The following is a 17010-nucleotide window of genomic DNA, read 5'->3' as shown; positions in this document are numbered from 1 at the left end:
CAGCACAATGGAATTCAACGTATTACGCCAATTTCCTGATCGATGAATACAAGGTACTTATCCCGTTTGTCTCAGCCGTTACAGCAGACGCGTTTTGCTGTCGAGGGCTTGTGGATCATCGAGAATAGCTTGAATGGCCTCGAGCGCCTGTAAAGGCAATTTCTGTTGCCCGGTCGCCTGGCTGTAAAACTTCTGAATCGAATACACATCGCCCAACAATCCGATAAAGTCCTGCTGCAACTTGGTTGGCTGGGTCTTGCTGTAACCGGCTTTACCCAGCGACGCGAGTTCGATCAGTGCATCCAGAAAATGCGTTGCCGCAGTGGCGCGATCTCCGTCGTTATAGGCTTCGGCACCATCCAGCACACTTTTGCTGAACAACACCACACTCATTGCAATACCCACCGGCGGAATCACCACGCTGACAACGGCGGCCGCAGCCTGCACCGCGCCGAACACCAGCTTGAAGATGACTTCGTCAAGGCTTTCGGTCTTTTCATCGACATCGGAAATCGTGCGATTAATCAGATCGTCATAACTGCTGCCCAAGTCTCTGACGCGACTGTTGCGTGGCAGAACCGGGGCCTCATTGAAGTTGTCAATCTCTTCCAGATCGGTGATGTACGTACCCACCACCCGCTGATCCTTATAACGAACCCGGTCATAGAAATAGTTGCCAAATTTGAGTTTCTTGACGGCGGATACAAATTCCGAATGCGGACGAATCAGTCGGCCGTCAGGTGCGTCAGGCGTATACAGGAACTCCTCAATCCGATCACCAATGACCAATCGGAAAACGAAAACGCCGACCACCAGTTTGTCTCGCAAATGCAACTTGAACATTGCGCTGAAGCGAAGATCTCTCGGATACTCAGCCATGAGATTCGGTCGTGTGTCAATTTTTTCCAGGGCTTCAATCACATTCATCAGTTGCCGATACTGCTCGGCAGTCAAACGACCGTTAAAACGCTCCTGCATCACCCCCACTTTCATTTGGCGGCGCTGGACTTCCAGGTGAACCATTCGTTTAAGCGCACCCTCGGGATGGCTTCTATTCAAATGCTTCGAACGCAGCATTTCGATGTACTTTTCGCCCGGGCGCAGCGTACGCGACCAGCCGGCAATATCCCGGATATCAAGTTTGCTGATCGGCGGATGATCATGTTCCAGGGTAAATCGCGGATAGCTCCAAGGCGTTTGTTTTTCATCGGCGTAAAAATGCGTTTCGGTGCTGATCAGTTCGGTCAGCGTCATAACCACTTGCGAACTGACGGATACAAAGATGCGATCAGGATTGACCGTTGCCCGCTCCCCCCTTTCAGCCAGCACTTGCTCGATACGCTGTTTAATCAGATCGAAGCAGAACTTGCCGTAGGGAATGAAACCGCCCTCACGTGTGGCAATGACCTGCAAGGCCTTGAGTTCGCACCGAGTGCGGGCAAAGTTCTGGCGTTGATCGTCGGAAGCCGTGCGATAACCGTAAGGTGTCCGGGACTCTTCCTCGGCCACGCGCCAGGCGCGAATGTTTTCAATGATGGCGGTCAGTACTTCAGTACCTTTGAAAGGTGATGCAACCAGGCTCACTCCCTTCCAGGTCCTCGGCAGACGTTCGACCTGTTTCAGATAGGTAGCAATGGCTTCTCGATCCACAGCGTGGGACTGCCAGGTCAGGTAGTCCCGACCTTTGCCGTCTTTTGTCCATCCGCCAACCCGCATACCTAGTCCTGGCAGATCCTTGCTTTCGTACCAGTCCTGTCCACCTGGTGAGCCTGGCGCATATAGCAAGAAATCGCCCCGACCATCGAGTCTTGCGACCAGAATCAACTGCTGAAGCGCACGCGTGTTGTCGATGAGACGCACGCCATCAATGGTGAATGCCTGGTCGCCGTACAAGGCAGAGACAATCTGCGCGAAGTTCTTGTCGTTGATGTGCCCCTGATGGCGAGCAGCCAACGCACTCAGCAACAGACGCTGGCTCATGACGTTCTTCAAGGCTTGCATGACTTCTTGACGCTGATACAGAGAACGAAACTGGGCACCGTAGGCAGCCCGGGCATCGTTGGTCATCATCTCTTCAAACCATTCCTGATTCAGCTCGGCGGGAAGTCCGTCACCCTTGAATACGAGTTTGGCCCTTTGCCCCTCCTCGTAAAGGCCGTAGATAAACTGCTCGGTCAGGGTGCGAGTATCTTCCTGCTCGATCTTCCGCCCTCCCACCTGGAATGTATAACGGGCATTACACACAATTTCATCGGCATCCAGGTCCTGGTCAAACTCCAGTTTAATGAGCTGATTGGCAGTACTACGGGCATAGTCTTTGAGCGAACTGAAGTGTCCCAACTGTTTTTTCAACTCACTCTCTCTCGCAACCAGCCATCCTTCATGCGCTAAATAGAGTTCGCGATCATTCTGAGTTACTCCGTCCAGCCACGAGGGTCTTGCATTGGCAATCAACGTCTTTGCATCAAATAAACTGTTCATATTCATCGTCCTTTGTTAACACGTTTATGCCTGACTTGGCGTCAAAGCACTTAGCGCAAACTTACTCCAGAACAATGCAAAGCAACACGGACCAAAAAACACAAGATATTATAAACACGAACAACTTATTACCGGAAATAAAAACACACACGAGCAAGTACATATAAACAACATCAAATACAGGCAACTTTACGAGCACATACCTAATAACTTAGCCTTGGCCACAGCTTGCGTTCTGCGTTCAACCCCCAACTTTCCATTAATTCTACGGGCGTGAGTTTTTACTGTGTGTAACGAGATGAACAATACATCGGCAATCTGTTGATTGGAGTTGCCCTGTGCGATCAACTGCAAAACTTCAAGTTCCCGTTTACTGAGGGGACTGGAACTGTGAGCCTCAACACACAGTTCGGTGATCGACACCTCCGCTGCAGATGTACGCAACCACTGGGGTTGTCGCAATTGCAACTCGCGCCACGCTTGCCGCCCTTGGCAACGGCTGATCATTTGCTCCCCTTCTTGCAAAGCTGCATTGGCCAGATGCGATTCACCCTGAAGCCAGATCACTTCGGCCCGCGCCAGATGCAATTCCGCTTCGAGGGCGTACATACCGTTGGCGTGCGCATTGTCGATCAGAGTTTGAAGCAACGCTGCGGCGTTGTTGAGCTGTTGCAGATAAACCTCGGCCAGAATCAACAGATACTCAATCCGCGGAATAAGCTCCAGTGTTGCCGGGGGAGCTTGGCGAGCCTGCGGCCCACAATAATGACGCAGTACCCGCGTCAGTGCCTCATGGGCCAGTTGCGGTCGCCCCTGCTGCAACCAGAACTGACTGCTGACTTGCAACAGGACGCCACGATAGACGGTATCCGGAATTTGCCGCTGCTGCATCAGCCGTTCAGCATCGCGCAATTGGACAAACGCCTGGGTGTAATCACCCTGATTGGCCGCCAGTTGCGCGAGACCAAGAAAGCCATATAACACACGCTTGTCGTGACTGCGCAGACACAACTCGAGACCGCGCTGAAAGCACTCGCGCGCGTGTTCATCCTGGCCCATGGTTAACGCCAGTCGCCCACGTCGCAAAGCGATACGCCCAAGCAACGGCGCGGGCCGGTCGGCCTGCTGGCAGAGTAGTCCATGTATGTTGAACAACAAACTCTCGGCGCGAGCCGGGGCGCCACGCTGCTCCAGCCATTGCGCATGATCGAGCTCCATCAGGCCCTCGAACACCAGCGAACCTTGCGCCCGCGCCAGGCACAGCGCCTCGCGGTTGTGGGCTTGCGCCACGTCGAGTTCGCCCCTTAGCAATGCCTGTTGCGTCAAACCGGACAAACACATCAGGCGTGCCGTCCAACATTCGGGATCGAGCGCGCTCAACGCGTCAAGAAAGTGCGCGCGCGAAGCCTCCATTCGTCCCTGTAAATGCAGCAACCAACCCTGCAGGGCCTGCCAACGTGCAATCAGTTGACGCTGAAGCACCGCCGAGGGTTGAGGCGTGAAATGCGCCAAATGAGCGATACAGGCAGTCGCCTGTTCGAAACGTCCGGCGAATAACAGCGCAGCTGTAATCAATCCGACCAATTGCGGACTGCCCAGCGTCAGTTCTTCGCCTTGCTGCTCATGCAAACGCAACAACAGCACCACCGTTTGCTCCTCGAACAAATGCTCGAAACTGAAGTGCTGCAACAGGCTGACCGCCACTTCGTATTCCTCGGCGAGCAATGCCTGTTCGAAGGCCGATTTCCAGTCCTGTTCGGTACAGAACCATTGGCAGGCACGCCGATGCCAGGAACGTCCCGCCGGCCATTGCTCATCGCGCAACAACTGCGTGAACGGGGTGAATATCTGCAGCCAATCGGTGGAGTCCCCCCAAGGTTCGATAAAACAGCCCAGCGCTTGCAAGGTCCGCAAGTACTGAGCGCCCTCTCCGGCCCCGAACAGGTGATCGCACAGCCGGGCATTGAAGCGGGGCAAGTGGGCCAGCACGCGCCAGGCCTCGCTCAACTCAGGCGTCAGCGAGCTGAACAACTCATGCTCCAGGTAATCGAGCAAGGTGTCCGCCCGTCCCAGGGGTTTGTCCTGACGCGACCAGTCGCACTTGTGCAGCAATGCAATCCGCACGCCGGCACACCAACCACCGGTGCGCTGGATGATCCGACTGGCCACCTTGCTGGCCTGCTCCGGCACCCAGGGCTGCAGTATCTGCTCGACTTCACCTGGCGTGAAAGCCAGCGAAGTTCTTTCGCACTCGTACAACTCATCGTCGAGCAACAGCCGTGGCCAGTTGCAGGGCGGCCGGCGGCGAGCACCCAGCCACCAGGTCAACATCGGGCTGCTGACCGCCAGCATGCGATCCAGCAGCAGGTCTAATTCGGGGTTCGGGACGCGGCAATAGTCATCGAGAAACAGCCAGGTCGGCGTCTGCAATCGTGACAGATACCCCAGCAAATCGGATTCGCCCGACGAAGCCAACCCCAGCGTTTCTGTCAGACGATGACGAAAATCCACCGCGCTCAACTCCGTGCCAGACAATGGCAACCAGAACACGCGGCACTGCGGCGGTGCCTGCAGCAGGCATTCGGCGAGCAACGCTGTCTTTCCACTGCCGGCCGGCGCGCAAAGTAATTTCACCCGGGCCGTGGAGGCCAGTAACGGCTCGGTCAAGCGAACCCGTGACTGGTGATGAGTGGACAGACGGGGCAGGAATCCAGAACGGTCCAGACACGGGATCATGGCGGTCATTACGGCGTGCCTTTTTATAATTGTCCGGCAACCCTAGCCCTCTCTAACCCGCTTGTTGAGAAGTATTCAGCACGCTGATTGGCAGCCATAAAAAAGGCGACCACTCGGTCGCCTTTTGTACTGTCGATGTATCAAAACCCTTACCGAACGCCCTCGGCGCGCAAGGCCGATGGCGTGTAGTCGGCAGCCTTGGCTTCGAAGCCGAATTCGAAACTGTGCTTCTCTTCGTTCTTCATTCCCAAGGCAATGTATCGGCCGGCAATGATGTCGTAGAGCGCTTCGAGCGTGTAGGCCTGGGTCTGGTGATCGTAGTAGTACTGAGCGTGACCCTCGGCTACTCGCCACAGCTGACCGCGACCGTCGTAATGGTCCGCCAGCGCCACTTGCCAGCTGTCTTCGTCGAGATACATGTGGCGTTTGGCGTAGATGTGTCGCTCGCTCGGCTTGACCGTACCGATCACTTCCCAGACCCGGTGCAATTCATAACGGGTCAGGTCCTGATTGATGTGCCCGGCTTTCACAATGTCATCGTACTTGAGGCTCGGCGAGTCGAGTTTGTAGCTGTTGTAAGGGATGTACATTTCCTTCTTGCCGACCAGTTTCCAGTCGTAGCGATCCGGTGCGCCGGAGAACATGTCGAAGTTGTCGGACGTGCGCAGGCCGTCAGCGGCAGTACCCGGCCCGTCATAAGCCACTTGTGGTGCGCGACGCACACGGCGCTGGCCGGCGTTGTAGATCCACGCCAGACGCGGCTCTTTCACCTGATCGAGGGTTTCGTGCACCAGCAGCACGTTACCCGCCAGACGCGCAGGTGCCGTCACCGATTGCTTGAAGAAGGTCAGCACGTTGGCAGCTTTTTCCGGGTCCAGGTCCTTCATCAGTTGCGGTACGGCGATCTCTTCCTCGAAGCGGATCGGCGTGTAGCTGCCGTTTGTTTGCGGGGTCACCTGAGTGATGATGCGTCGCAGGTTTCCGCCGTGATAGCGGGTGATGTGGTTCCACAGCACCTCGACGCCGGTCTTCGGAATCGGGAACGCGTAGTAGCGGTTGCCGGTGAAATTGGCCAGGCCGTTACCCTCGTTGATGCTGTTCACGCTCAGCGCGGAGCGCTTGGCCGACTCGACAAGCTCCGGTGGCACGGCCACGGTGCGATGGGTCGGGTAGACCGGGATCTTGTAGGTTTCCGGGTAGCGCTTGAACATCGCCACCTGACCTTCCGAGAGTTTGTCCTTGTACTTGTCGACGTTGGCGGGGGTAATGATGAACAGCGGTTTTTCGCTGGCGAACGGGTCAGCCAGGAAGCCTTTGCTGTCCACCGCACCGGCGTTTTTCGGGATGCCACCGGTCCACGCCGGGATCGAGCCATCAGCGTTACCGGCCTTCTCGGCGCCGAGCGGCGTGAGGCTGGTGCCCAGTTTGTTGGCTTCTTCAGGCGAGACCGCCGCCATCACGTTGGCAGCCAACAGACTCAAGGCCAGGGCGCCGCATTGCAGAATCATCTTGCGCATTAAAATCATCCTTCTCAGCCAGATCAGAAGTTCACGCCGAAGCTCAGTGCCAGGAAGTCGCGGTCTTCCAGGGTGTTGTAGTCACCGCCGAAGAAATCGGTGTAACTGAGGCTCGCGGTATAGGTGTTGCGGTAGTCGGCATCGACCCCGACGCTGACCGCCTTGGCGCCTTCGTTGAACAGGCCGTTGGGGCCATAGCCGGCGACGTCGTGGGACCAGGACAGGTTGGGTTTGAGGTTGATCCCGCCGATCACGTTGGCGTAATCGAGGATCGCCCGGGCACGGTAGCCCCAGGAGGTCGAGGTGACGAAGCCGTCGGTATTGCCGCCAAAACCGTACTGGCCATAAACCGAGTCACGGCCATAACGCAATTCGGATCGCGACTCCAGGCCACCGACGTGCACCACCGCCGCTTCGCCAACCAGGGTCAGCCGTTGGGCGCCCAGCACTTGGTCGAAGAAGTGCGTCAGGGTGCTCTGGACCTGCGTCACTTCCTTGCGGCGGTAGCCTTTGTTGTCGGCACCTGGCGTGGTCGCGATAGGCGATGCCGCGCCGCCTGCGATCGGGTTGAGCAAGGCCAGGGTCAGGTCGTTGGTGTTGACTTGCACCGGAGCGTTGGGGCGATAGCTGATCTCGCCAGTCCACGCGGTGCCGGTGGGCAGGGTGGTGGAGAAACTCGCGCCGTAGAGACGAATGTCTTCCGGGTATTCGAGGTAGTACTGGCCGCGACCGAGCATCACGCTCTGGGCCAGTGCCGAACCGGTGCCCGGCGCGATTCTGTTGGCGGCACCGACGATGGCCGGGATCCGTGCCAGCGTTGTCAGACCGGCAGTGGTGGTGCCGACCGTCGGGGTACGGCTGTGATAGTTCATGAAGTACAGACCGTACTCGGTGTCGTCGCCGAGCCAGCGCAGCGCCGTGCCCCATTGCCCGGAGTCGCGGGCATCGCGGTCACCGCCACGTGGGACGATCACGCCTTCCCTGCCGACCTCGAAGCCTTGGCCAAACGCTGCAGCGATCGGTTGCAACGGTGCGATCGCCGGGCTGGCAACGGTGTAGTTCTTGTTGCAACCATCCGCCACCACGTCGTTGCCGAAGAAGGTGCCGCAGTTGTCGACGACAGTCTGGTCCCACTCCAGTTGATAGAAACCTTCCACCGAGAGCTGATCGGTCAGACCTTGGGAGGCGAACAGCATGTTCACCGGAATCAGGCCTTCCTTGATTTCGGCGCCAGGACGGCGGAACGCTGAAACGTCGATCGGGTTGATGCTGTTGATCGAGTTGCCGATGAAGGTACTTTCACCCCAACTGACCACTTGTTTGCCGGCGCGCACAGTGCCCGGCAGATCGGCGATGGAATAGTTGTGATAGACGAAGGCATCGAGCAGCTGCGCCCCGGAGGACTTGGCGCCTTCTTTACGACCGCTGTCACTGATCGGTTTGAACTCACGATCCTCGTCCTTGAGTTCGAAGTCGTACCAGTACTTGCCACGCACGAACACCCCGGTGTCGCCGTACTTCAGTTCGAGGTCATGAATACCCTTGAAGATCTTGGAGAAGGTTTCGCCCTTCTTGAAGTTCAGCCGCCCGTCATCCCCCGTCGAAGACTGGCCGGTCCCGCCATTGACGACGCCCACCAGGGATTTGTCGGCATCGCGCATGCCCCAGCTCGCACCGACGGACAGCGAAGAGTCAAAGGTCCCCTCGATTTCCCCAATGTTGAATGAAACAGCCTGCGCCTGGGCGCAGCAACCCAAGGCAACCGCAGCGGCGAGCGCTTGCGGCGTGAAGATGGCGCGCATTGTTGTTTTTGTCATGCGTCTTCCCCGGTGAGTGACAGAAGGCCCCACCCTACTGCCGCACGTTGGGAGCGATAAGCGCACCAAGGAGGTATTCGCGATGTACCTCCAAAGGATGAATGCCCGCATGGGACGGGGTTTTGCGCGGGTTATGGATGGGCTGGATGGGGGGTTATCAACGCAACGCACGGCGTGTGGGAGGGGTCTGTCAGCACTGTTACTCATGCTGCAACAGTTCATGTCATGAATCGCTATTTTTCCTTTGGGCTCAAGGCCTTATTCTTGCCGGGCTTTCACGGCAAACGGCCGGAAAGCACGAAGCAATGGCGAGTGCCCCGTCCATGTCATTGGCGACAGACTTCAGATGAATTGAAGATGTTCGACTCATCGCCCTGTGTTCACTGACGTTGATTTATTGCTCCTTGATCAATCGTCTTACTTTGGCCGCTGCGTTTGCAGCGGCCTTTTTTATGGGCGGTGGTTTTGTGACGGTGGCGAAGAGTTGCATGAAGTAAACGTGGTGCCCATTACTTAATCCACTCTAACTTTCTATTTACCTACACACCTCTCGGAAAGCGACTACATAGTTCTGTAATCACGCGAAGCGCCCTCGCGATTAAGGTTAAAAACAAGTCAGCCGTTCTTTTGCACGCTGACTCTAACCTAATTCATTGCGAGCAATCTTTTCATGAAGCCTATTGACTACAACAAATACCGCTCCACCAAAATTTTCAACACCCGAGTACGTTTTCTGATCTTTCACTACACAGCCGGCAACTTCTCCAGTTCGGTGAATGCACTCACCGGCCCGAATGTCAGCGCCCACTATCTGGTTCCCGACATCACCGATCCGAGCTACTTGAAAGCAGGTTATACCGGGCAGGAAGTTTTCAATCTCGTCGACGAAACCAAGCGTGCGTGGCATGCGGGCGTCAGTACCTGGGGCAATCGAAGCAATCTGAACGACACGTCTATCGGCGTTGAAATCGTCAACCTTGCAACGTTTAGCCAAGGGGTTTTCAACTTTCCGCCGTATCAGCCAGAACAAATTGCCGCCATTGAGGAGTTGGCGTTAAACATCCTTGAACGTTACCCGGATATCAGCCCGACCCTTGTTCTGGGGCACTCGGATATTGCTGTCGGCCGCAAGAGTGACCCAGGGCCGAAATTCCCCTGGCATGCCCTTTACTTGAAAGGCGTCGGTGCCTGGTTCGACGATGCCACCCGAAATACCTATCAGCAGCAATATTGCGAGACCGGCATTCCAGCCCGAAGCGATTTGCTCAAACTGTTCAAGACTTACGGGTACGACGTTTCCGGTGCGTCAACCGAACAAGGCTTCACACACCTGGTTCGGGCCTTTCAGCTGCACTTTCGCCCGGAAACGTACGACGGGATCATGGATGCGCAAACGGCCGCGAATCTGGCGGCATTGGTTCACAAGTATTTTTCTTGATCACCGCTGCAAACCAGATGTCGGGACCGATTATTAAGAACCAGCAAGGTCAAGAGCGGTGACCTTGCTGGTTTCCATTAAATCGAATACTTCTGCAAATTCGCCATCATTTCCTTCAGCGCTTCAAGGTTGTCCTGCGGATGCACCGCGCCTTCGAAATCGCAGATCTGTTGCCAATGCGCCGCCACATCTTCGGGTGAGAAACCGACCCGCGGATCAAAACCGGCGCCGAGGCTTCGTTCCCAGCGCACCTTGCCCATCCATCCACCACCGACTTCAAACAGCCCGGAGGTTTCCTGGAAGTTCTCGCTGGCGAGGTACACCACCAGCGGGCTGACCAGTTCAGGTTTGAGTTGTTCAAAGACTTGCGGCGGGATCAGGCCTTCGGTCATGCGGGTGCCGCCGGTGGGGGCGATGGCGTTGACCAGGATGTTGTTCTTGCGGCCTTCGATGGCCAGGGTGCGGGTCAGGCCGTAGAGGCCGAGTTTGGCCATTCCGTAGTTGGACTGGCCGAAGTTGCCGTAAATGCCCGAGGTCGAAGCGGTGAAGATGACGCGGCCGTAGTTTTGCTCGCGCAGGTGCGGCCAGGCGGCACGGGTAACTTTGTAGGCGCCTTCGACGTGGACGCGGTAAACCAGGTCCCAGTCGCCGTCTTCCATTTTGTGGAAGGTCTTGTCCCGCAGGATCCCGGCGTTGTTGACCACTACATCGACACGGCCGAAGGTATCGAGCGCGTTCTGAACGATTTTGTCGCCGTCGGTGACGGAGTCATGGTTGGCCTCGGCGATGCCACCGGCCTCACGAATTTCGGCCACCACCCGGTCGGCCGCCGAAGCGTTTGCGCCTTCGCCCTGAGCCGAGCCGCCGAGATCGTTGACCAGTACTTTGGCGCCCTGTTTGGCGAACAGCAGCGCGTGGGCCCGGCCCAGGCCGCCGCCAGCACCCGTGATGATCACGACTTTATCTTCGAAGCGCACAGACTCATTCATTGGGGGGACTCCAGCAGGCCAGGGGACAATAAGTCCGAGTGTCAGGCACGGCGATGCGGGTCACAATGAACTGGGGTGAGGCTGAATGGTGCGCGATAAGGCAGGGGGATAATCAGGAACAAGCGGCCTTGCGCGGCGGTGAAATCATCTGATCGCGAAACTCCAGATAGTGCTTGAGCACCTGCCCCGGCGCCTCGGTTTGCGGGTAGTGGCCAATACCGGGCAACAAGACTGTGTCCGGGTTCGGGATCAGTTCCCGATAACGCTCGACCATGTGCGCGCCGGAGATCGGATCGACCTCACCATCGATCACCCGCAACGGCACTTCACCACGCTGCATCGCGCTGACCCAACGCTCGCGCTGGGCACGCCGCTCAGGGATGTAGGCGATCAATTTATGCATGATCCGTGGCCCTTGATTGCTCTCGATCAAGCTCCAGAAATCGTCCATCTCGCTCTCGGTGGGGCTGCTGTGCGGACCGAAGATCTGCTGGAAACTCTTCACCAGACCGTCACGGGAAAAGGCTCGCCCGATCATCCAGCCCAAGGGGCTGAGCAGGAGTTTTTGCATCAACACCGGGCGATGGGTTTCGGGAAACAGGCCGCCATTGAGGAACACACAACTGGCGATATGAATGCGCGCTTCGTAATGCCGGGCCAACAGTTCCTGGGCCACGCTGTCGCCATAATCGTGAGCCAACAGGTGCACCGGCTGCTCGACTTTCACATGTGCCAGCAAGGCCTGTTGCAGATCGGCCTGCTCCAGCAGGCTGTATTCGTGGTCCACCGGTTTGGCGGAATCACCGAAGCCGAGCATGTCGCAGGCAATCACCCGATAGCGCTGGGTCAGCGGCTGCCAAAGGTAATGCCAGTCCCAACTGGCGGTGGGGAAGCCATGAATGAGCAACAGTGGCTCACCCTGCCCCGCCGTCCAGTAGCGGATGGTCTGGCCACGGAATACGAACGTCTGGCCGCGTTTGCGCCAGACACACAGGGGGATCTCGGCGAGTGCCATTAGAGTTTATAACCCGCGTCTTGTTTATCGAGTTTGCGCAGCAGCGCCGGCCAGGCCAGCGCGCCGCCCATCCCTTGAGCGCTTTTGGTGACGCCGGCGATCATCGCCTTGGCGCCCGCCAGAATCTGCGGTTCGATGGCGATCAATTCGGCGCCACCGTTCTGCGCCAGCACTTGGATATCGCAGGCACGCTGGAAGGTAAACATCATCAGAAACGTGTCGGCGATGGTCGCGCCGCAGGTCAACAGACCATGGTTGTGCAGCATCAGGAAATTGTTTTCGCCGAGGTCGGCTTGCAGTCGCGCCTTCTCTTCATGGTTAAGCGCAACACCTTCGTAGGCGTGATAAGCCAGGCTGGACAGGACAAATAATGATTGTTGGCTGATCGGTAAAATACCTTGTTTCTGCGCCGACACCGCGACACCCGCCGCGGTATGGGTGTGCAGCACGCAGACGACATCGTGACGAACCTCGTGCACCGCGCTGTGGATGGTGTAACCGGCCGGGTTGATCTCGTAAGGGCTGTCCATCAGCTTGTTGCCGGCCTGATCGACCTTGACCAGGCTCGACGCGGTAATCTCGTGGAACATCAGCCCGAACGGGTTGATCAGAAAGTCTTCGGTACCGGGGACCTTGGCCGAAATGTGGGTGAAAATCAGGTCATCCCAGCCATGAAGGGCAACCAGACGATAGCAGGCGGCCAGGTCGACGCGGGTCTGCCACTCGGCGGCACTGACCTGGTCTTTGACACTGTGTGGCGATTGGACGGGGGCTACGTTCACGGCAAGGAACCTCTAATTTTTATTCTTGGGGTTTCTATTGTTTACCGACGTTACAACAGTCTAGTCCCCCCCGGGGATCGTGTAGTTGCATTGGCAGCCAGCTTGATGGCCTAGCGAGTCAGTACGCCAACGAACCTGGATCCATGTCAAAGTACTGCCGCCAACAATGGTGCGGCGAATAGATTCAGCAGCCCCGTCAGAACCATGACTAACCCCGCCACCGAGCCCTCTTCACCCCCCACTTCATGTGCTCGACTGACCCCGGCACCGTGAGCACCGACACCAAACAGCGCCCCTCGAGCCAAGGCACTGCGCAGGGGCAACCACTTGAGCAGAATGCCGCCGAGCATCGCCCCGAACACCCCGGTGAACATCACAAACACCGCCGTTAGTTCCGATACGCCGCCCAGGTCCTGGGCCAGTGGCATGGCAAAAGGCGTGGTGATCGAGCGCGGCACCAGCGACATCGTCACCGAACTGTCCAGTGCCAGCGCCTTGGCCAACCCGAACGAACTGCCGATGGACGCCGCGCTGCCCGCCAGCATCCCAAGCAACAACGCCGACCAATGCCGCATCAGCATCTGCCGCTGCTGCCAGATCGGCAGTGCAAAAGCGACGGTAACCGGCCCCAGCACCAGCATCAGCCAATGGGTGTTGCTCGAGTATTCGGCATACGCGGTGTGCAGCGGCACAGCGAGCGCCAACAGCAAGGCTGGAACCAGAATCAGTGGCGACAACACATAGCGCCCGGTGCGCCGATAGATCCAGCGACTGAACAGATAGGCCAGCAGCGTGAAGGCCAGCCAGAACATCGGCATCAGCTCAAGCTTCACGAGACCTCCTCCACCGCACCACCAGTTCCACGGTAAAGGCGGTCACCAGCATCACCATCAACGTGCTGACGCCGATCACCAGCAAAATTCGCCAACCGTCGCTACGCAGCAGACTGCCGTAATCGAGCAGGCCGTTTTGAGTGGAGAGCTGGAACTGGGTGGCAGCCTGTTGACGAAGGACCCGCAGTTCGCCTTCCAGCCTTTCTGCGATGAACCGCTGGATGCCCTGCTGCCGGCCGATCATCCGCTGGCGTCTAAGACTGTGATTGGGCTGGAGGAATTGGCCGACATGCCATTCCTGCTGTATCAGCGCAGCTTCGTGCTCAACGACCGCTTGCTGCAAGCCTGCCTGCAGCGGGAGTTTACGCCGAAGGAAGGTGGTCGCAGCGGCCAGGCTGACTTTCTTGCGGCGCTGGTGGCTGCCGGTCAAGGTGTGGTGCTCTTGCCGCGCGTGGTGGCTCACGGGCTGGTGCGGCCAGGTGTGGTGCGCCTGACCTTGAACGCACCGGGTTATCTGCGTTGGGATATCGCCTTCATCTGGCGTCAGGGCGCGTACTTGTCAAAAGCCGCGCAAGCCTGGCTCGCCCTACTGCGCGAGCGACCGGTCAGCCCCGCAGAACGCTGACCAACTCCTTCAGCCAAGGCTCGGCGTCGGTTTCCGGCGTCACGCTTTCGCTGGCGTCCAGGCGCAGCATGGGCAGGACTTCGCGTAGGCCCAGTTCGCCGAACAATTCGCGCATCAACTCGCCGCCGCCACAAAACGTGTCGCCGTAACTCGCATCGCCCAGGCCAATCACGGCGCCCGGCAAGCCACGCCAGGCAGCAGGCAACTGGTCGCGAATGGCGAAATACAACGGTTGCAGGTTGTCCGGCAACTCGCCCATGCCGGTGGTCGAGGTCACCGCCAGGAAGGCTTCGGGACCAAAGGCCTGAACATCGGCGAGGCTTGCACGCGGGTTGTGCCAGGCTTCGAAACCCGCAGCTTTTAAAATATTTGCGGCGTGGCGGGCGACTTCTTCAGCCGTGCCGTACACCGAGCCGGAAAGGATGGCGACTTTCATCAATCTGATCCTGAAGCTGAGTAAAAAGACGGGGATATTAACAGCCGTGGCAAAAAAGCTGCGATTGACTCTCAATTAACGCTGGTGGCCAGTAGAAAGTTCTCAGTGTTCTTTTAGAATGCATCCCACAATCAAATTGGAAAGGACTCTCCGATGATTAACGCCCACCTGCTGCAAATGGTGATCAACGCTTCCAATGACGGCATCGTGATTGCCGAAAAGGAAGGCGAGCAGGACAACATCCTGATTTACGTCAACCCGGCATTCGAACGCCTGACGGGTTACACCAGCGAAGAAATCCTCTACCAGGATTGCCGTTTTCTTCAGTCCGGGGACCGCGACCAGGAAGCTCTCCCGTTGATTCGCGAGGCCTTGAGCAGTGGCGGTTCCTGCCGGGAAATCCTCAGGAATTATCGCAAGGACGGCACGCCGTTCTGGAACGAGCTGTCCCTTTCGACGGTGAAGAACCCCGACGACGGACAGACTTATTTCGTCGGTGTGCAGAAAGATGTCACCGTACAGGTCAAGGCGCAGCAGCGAGTGGCGCAGTTGGAGGCGCAATTGGCTGAGGTCCAGGCCGAGCTTGCCGCACTAAAAGCGACGAACGGCGAAAACAAAACGAAGAATTGATTGTCATTAACTACAATCACCAGTGACTTTGTAACTATTTCTGTCGAGCAGATCATGCAACGCGACGCACTCCTGACTCAGGATGAGCTGGATTTTATCCAGACCATGCAACACAACCCGCAACTCAATGTGCGGGATGCGACGTCGAGCCTGCTCGTCAACGGTGGTTCACAGATCCGTGACTTACTCACGCGCCTTGCCGCTCATGAGCAAGTCACCATCCAGGCCAACTTCGAAAATCAGCAAATGACCTTCCCGCTGCACCTGGTGGAAGACGAGTTTCATGCGCTGCATTTACGCCTCGGCGTCCCCAGCATTTATGAAGACGGACCGATGGTCCGGCCATGGCGCCTGGTACTCGAAGAACCGGTAGCGCTGGAGAATGCCAATGGCCAGCCCGGTACTATGTGGGTGCACGAAGTGTCGTTCAAAGGGGTCTTGCTGGAAGTTCGCAACAAGACCAAACCGCCCAAACATTTCGCCTTGTGGTTCAGCCCGTCCGGCTATGAGCGCATCGCGTTGCGCGGCGCCTTCGAGAAAGAAACCAAGAACGGCTTCTATGCCTATCAGTTGAATCAGGATGATAAGGACGAAACCGAGCGTCTACGCCAATACATTCTTCAGCAGCATCGGCTGACGCATCCGGCCATGCATCTCTGATTCAAGTGTCCAGGTTGCCTGTCAGGAACTGTTTCAGACGCTGACGCATGACCAATCCTTCGTTACCCAGACATCCAATCGACGAGCCAGCCAGGTTCTCCTGCACCAGATTGGACGCATCCCCCGCCAGCATCAACTGACAATCCAGGCTCAAGGCCAGGCGCTTCAATCGCCGTGGCAACTCGGGCGCAGGCGCGTGATTGGAAACCAGCACCAGCGCCTGGGGTTTGACTCTTTCGCAGACCAGGGTCAACTCATCGAATGGCTGACCGATAGCCAACACTTGAATAGCCGAATCGACACTGCTCAGGAACAGCGCCGTTACCAGCACTTCGAGTTCACGACACTGAGCGTTCAGGGCGCAGACAATCACCCGTCGCGGCTGCATGACACGCACCAGCAGCAGGCGTTGCAACACTCGGGAGCGCAGGAAACCATCCAGGAAAAACCACTCGCTGGCCTGACCGAACGCTTCATGGCGCTGCAGCAGTTGCTTCCAGAGTGGAAGCAGAATGTCCTCAAACACGACAGTCAGGAGATAACTGGAAAAGATCTGTCCATAGACCTGCTCCAGTTGAACCTCGTCAAAGGCATTCACCGCCACCTGAACCTGTTGCTGCCATTGCGTGTAGTCAGCGTGTACGAGTTCATTCGGGATGATGTGCGACAGGGCCTGAAGCGGGGCAATCCTGGCCAGTATCTTGCCGACTTTACTGACAGCAACGCCGCGTTCGATCCAGCCGAGGATGCTGCGGACCCGATCGATATCGGTCATCGAGTACAGTCGGTGTCCACTTTCGGTGCGCGTGGGCTGTATCAGTCCATAGCGGCGCTCCCATGCGCGTAGCGTGACCGGGTTGACCCCCGTCAGGCGCGCCACTTCGCGTATCGGAAACAGTTCTTCCTGCTCGAGGGGAATATCGGGCTGCAATACACGGACAACGTCAGTCAGGACAGGCATTTTACAATTCTACGTCCATGTACAAATTGGATCCCATTCTACCTCTCCTGCCCCCATACCATTCAAGACGTTGATGGCGACGAATGTCAC

General features: G+C 57.4%; 12 protein-coding genes and 3 pseudogenes. 4 read left to right on the top strand and 11 right to left on the bottom strand.

What is annotated here, in order from left to right; all coding sequences use genetic code 11:
* Positions 1-78: 78 nt before the first annotated feature.
* From WLY71_RS07355 to WLY71_RS07340, 4 genes are all read right to left on the bottom strand, one after another.
* Complete coding sequence (locus tag WLY71_RS07355; RefSeq protein WP_347803039.1) at positions 79-2481, bottom strand: dermonecrotic toxin domain-containing protein; 2403 nt, start codon at positions 2479-2481, stop codon at positions 79-81.
* A 189-nt stretch (positions 2482-2670) separates the two neighbouring features.
* A complete protein-coding gene (locus WLY71_RS07350; RefSeq protein ID WP_347803038.1) occupies positions 2671-5226 on the bottom strand; it encodes a LuxR C-terminal-related transcriptional regulator in 2556 nt (851 codons plus the stop codon).
* Positions 5227-5366: 140 nt separating this feature from the next.
* On the bottom strand, positions 5367-6734 hold the full coding sequence (locus WLY71_RS07345) for a DUF1329 domain-containing protein (RefSeq protein WP_347803037.1): 1368 nt from the start codon (positions 6732-6734) through the stop codon (positions 5367-5369).
* A gap of 23 nt (positions 6735-6757) precedes the next feature.
* Positions 6758-8551, bottom strand: coding sequence for a DUF1302 domain-containing protein (locus WLY71_RS07340; RefSeq protein WP_347803036.1), 1794 nt, complete (start codon positions 8549-8551; stop codon positions 6758-6760).
* Between the two features lie 670 nt (positions 8552-9221).
* Here WLY71_RS07340 and WLY71_RS31300 point away from each other — a divergent pair.
* A pseudogene (locus tag WLY71_RS31300) lies at positions 9222-9686 on the top strand (N-acetylmuramoyl-L-alanine amidase); the annotation flags it as partial.
* 380 nt (positions 9687-10066) lie between these two features.
* On the opposite strand, the gene WLY71_RS07330 reads toward WLY71_RS31300, so the two are convergent.
* From WLY71_RS07330 to WLY71_RS07310, 5 genes and pseudogenes are all read right to left on the bottom strand, one after another.
* Entirely contained in the window at positions 10067-10978 is a 912-nt protein-coding gene (locus WLY71_RS07330) for an SDR family oxidoreductase (protein ID WP_347803034.1), read from the bottom strand.
* 112 nt (positions 10979-11090) lie between these two features.
* Positions 11091-11993: an alpha/beta fold hydrolase gene (locus WLY71_RS07325; RefSeq protein WP_347803033.1), complete on the bottom strand. Its 903-nt coding sequence runs from the start codon at positions 11991-11993 to the stop codon at positions 11091-11093.
* A complete protein-coding gene (locus tag WLY71_RS07320) occupies positions 11993-12775 on the bottom strand; it encodes a class II aldolase/adducin family protein (protein WP_283182993.1) in 783 nt (260 codons plus the stop codon). The genes WLY71_RS07325 and WLY71_RS07320 overlap by 1 nt, the downstream gene beginning before the upstream one ends.
* Positions 12776-12921: 146 nt before the next feature.
* Positions 12922-13608, bottom strand: coding sequence for an LrgB family protein (locus WLY71_RS07315; protein ID WP_347803032.1), 687 nt, complete (start codon positions 13606-13608; stop codon positions 12922-12924).
* Positions 13598-13738 (bottom strand): annotated as a pseudogene (locus WLY71_RS07310) (CidA/LrgA family protein); the annotation flags it as partial. The gene WLY71_RS07315 and the pseudogene WLY71_RS07310, both read right to left, overlap by 11 nt.
* On the opposite strand from WLY71_RS07310, the pseudogene WLY71_RS07305 reads away from it, so the two are divergent.
* Positions 13727-14233: pseudogene (locus tag WLY71_RS07305) on the top strand (LysR substrate-binding domain-containing protein); the annotation flags it as partial. The pseudogenes WLY71_RS07310 and WLY71_RS07305 sit on opposite strands and share 12 nt — an antisense overlap.
* Here the strand turns inward: WLY71_RS07305 and WLY71_RS07300 are convergent.
* Positions 14214-14669 carry a flavodoxin gene (locus tag WLY71_RS07300; RefSeq protein ID WP_347803031.1) on the bottom strand — a complete coding sequence of 152 codons (456 nt, stop codon included), beginning with the start codon at positions 14667-14669 and terminating at the stop codon, positions 14214-14216. The pseudogene WLY71_RS07305 and the gene WLY71_RS07300 overlap by 20 nt on opposite strands.
* A 153-nt stretch (positions 14670-14822) precedes the next feature.
* Between WLY71_RS07300 and WLY71_RS07295 the strand changes: the two genes are divergently transcribed.
* Positions 14823-15299 (top strand): PAS domain-containing protein, encoded by a 477-nt coding sequence (locus tag WLY71_RS07295; RefSeq protein ID WP_347803030.1) that lies wholly within the window; start codon positions 14823-14825, stop codon positions 15297-15299.
* A 54-nt stretch (positions 15300-15353) separates the two neighbouring features.
* The gene (locus WLY71_RS07290; protein ID WP_347803029.1) at positions 15354-15959 is read left to right on the top strand and encodes a hypothetical protein; all 606 of its coding nucleotides are present in this window, start codon (positions 15354-15356) and stop codon (positions 15957-15959) included.
* Between the two features lies 1 nt (position 15960).
* On the opposite strand, the gene WLY71_RS07285 is transcribed toward WLY71_RS07290, so the two are convergent.
* On the bottom strand, positions 15961-16920 hold the full coding sequence (locus WLY71_RS07285) for a MerR family transcriptional regulator (RefSeq protein ID WP_347803028.1): 960 nt from the start codon (positions 16918-16920) through the stop codon (positions 15961-15963).
* Positions 16921-17010: the final 90 nt, after the last annotated feature.

It is taken from the genome of Pseudomonas rossensis (assembly GCF_039888995.1).
Taxonomy (GTDB): Bacteria; Pseudomonadota; Gammaproteobacteria; order Pseudomonadales; family Pseudomonadaceae; genus Aquipseudomonas; species Aquipseudomonas rossensis.
The sequence above is the reverse complement of the archived record's forward strand: the minus strand, read 5'-3'. Positions and strand labels throughout refer to the sequence as shown.

What these genes read in the sequence shown, in the direction of transcription:
- WLY71_RS07330 (WP_347803034.1), bottom strand. Translation starts at nt 10,978, where the DNA reads ATGAATGAGTCTGTGCGCTTCGAAGATAAAGTCGTGATCATCACGGGT.
- WLY71_RS07295 (WP_347803030.1), top strand. Translation starts at nt 14,823, where the DNA reads ATGATTAACGCCCACCTGCTGCAAATGGTGATCAACGCTTCCAATGAC.
- WLY71_RS07325 (WP_347803033.1), bottom strand. Translation starts at nt 11,993, where the DNA reads ATGGCACTCGCCGAGATCCCCCTGTGTGTCTGGCGCAAACGCGGCCAG.
- WLY71_RS07290 (WP_347803029.1), top strand. Translation starts at nt 15,354, where the DNA reads ATGCAACGCGACGCACTCCTGACTCAGGATGAGCTGGATTTTATCCAG.
- WLY71_RS07300 (WP_347803031.1), bottom strand. Translation starts at nt 14,669, where the DNA reads ATGAAAGTCGCCATCCTTTCCGGCTCGGTGTACGGCACGGCTGAAGAA.
- WLY71_RS07345 (WP_347803037.1), bottom strand. Translation starts at nt 6,734, where the DNA reads ATGCGCAAGATGATTCTGCAATGCGGCGCCCTGGCCTTGAGTCTGTTG.
- WLY71_RS07355 (WP_347803039.1), bottom strand. Translation starts at nt 2,481, where the DNA reads ATGAACAGTTTATTTGATGCAAAGACGTTGATTGCCAATGCAAGACCC.
- WLY71_RS07350 (WP_347803038.1), bottom strand. Translation starts at nt 5,226, where the DNA reads ATGACCGCCATGATCCCGTGTCTGGACCGTTCTGGATTCCTGCCCCGT.
- WLY71_RS07285 (WP_347803028.1), bottom strand. Translation starts at nt 16,920, where the DNA reads ATGCCTGTCCTGACTGACGTTGTCCGTGTATTGCAGCCCGATATTCCC.
- WLY71_RS07340 (WP_347803036.1), bottom strand. Translation starts at nt 8,551, where the DNA reads ATGACAAAAACAACAATGCGCGCCATCTTCACGCCGCAAGCGCTCGCC.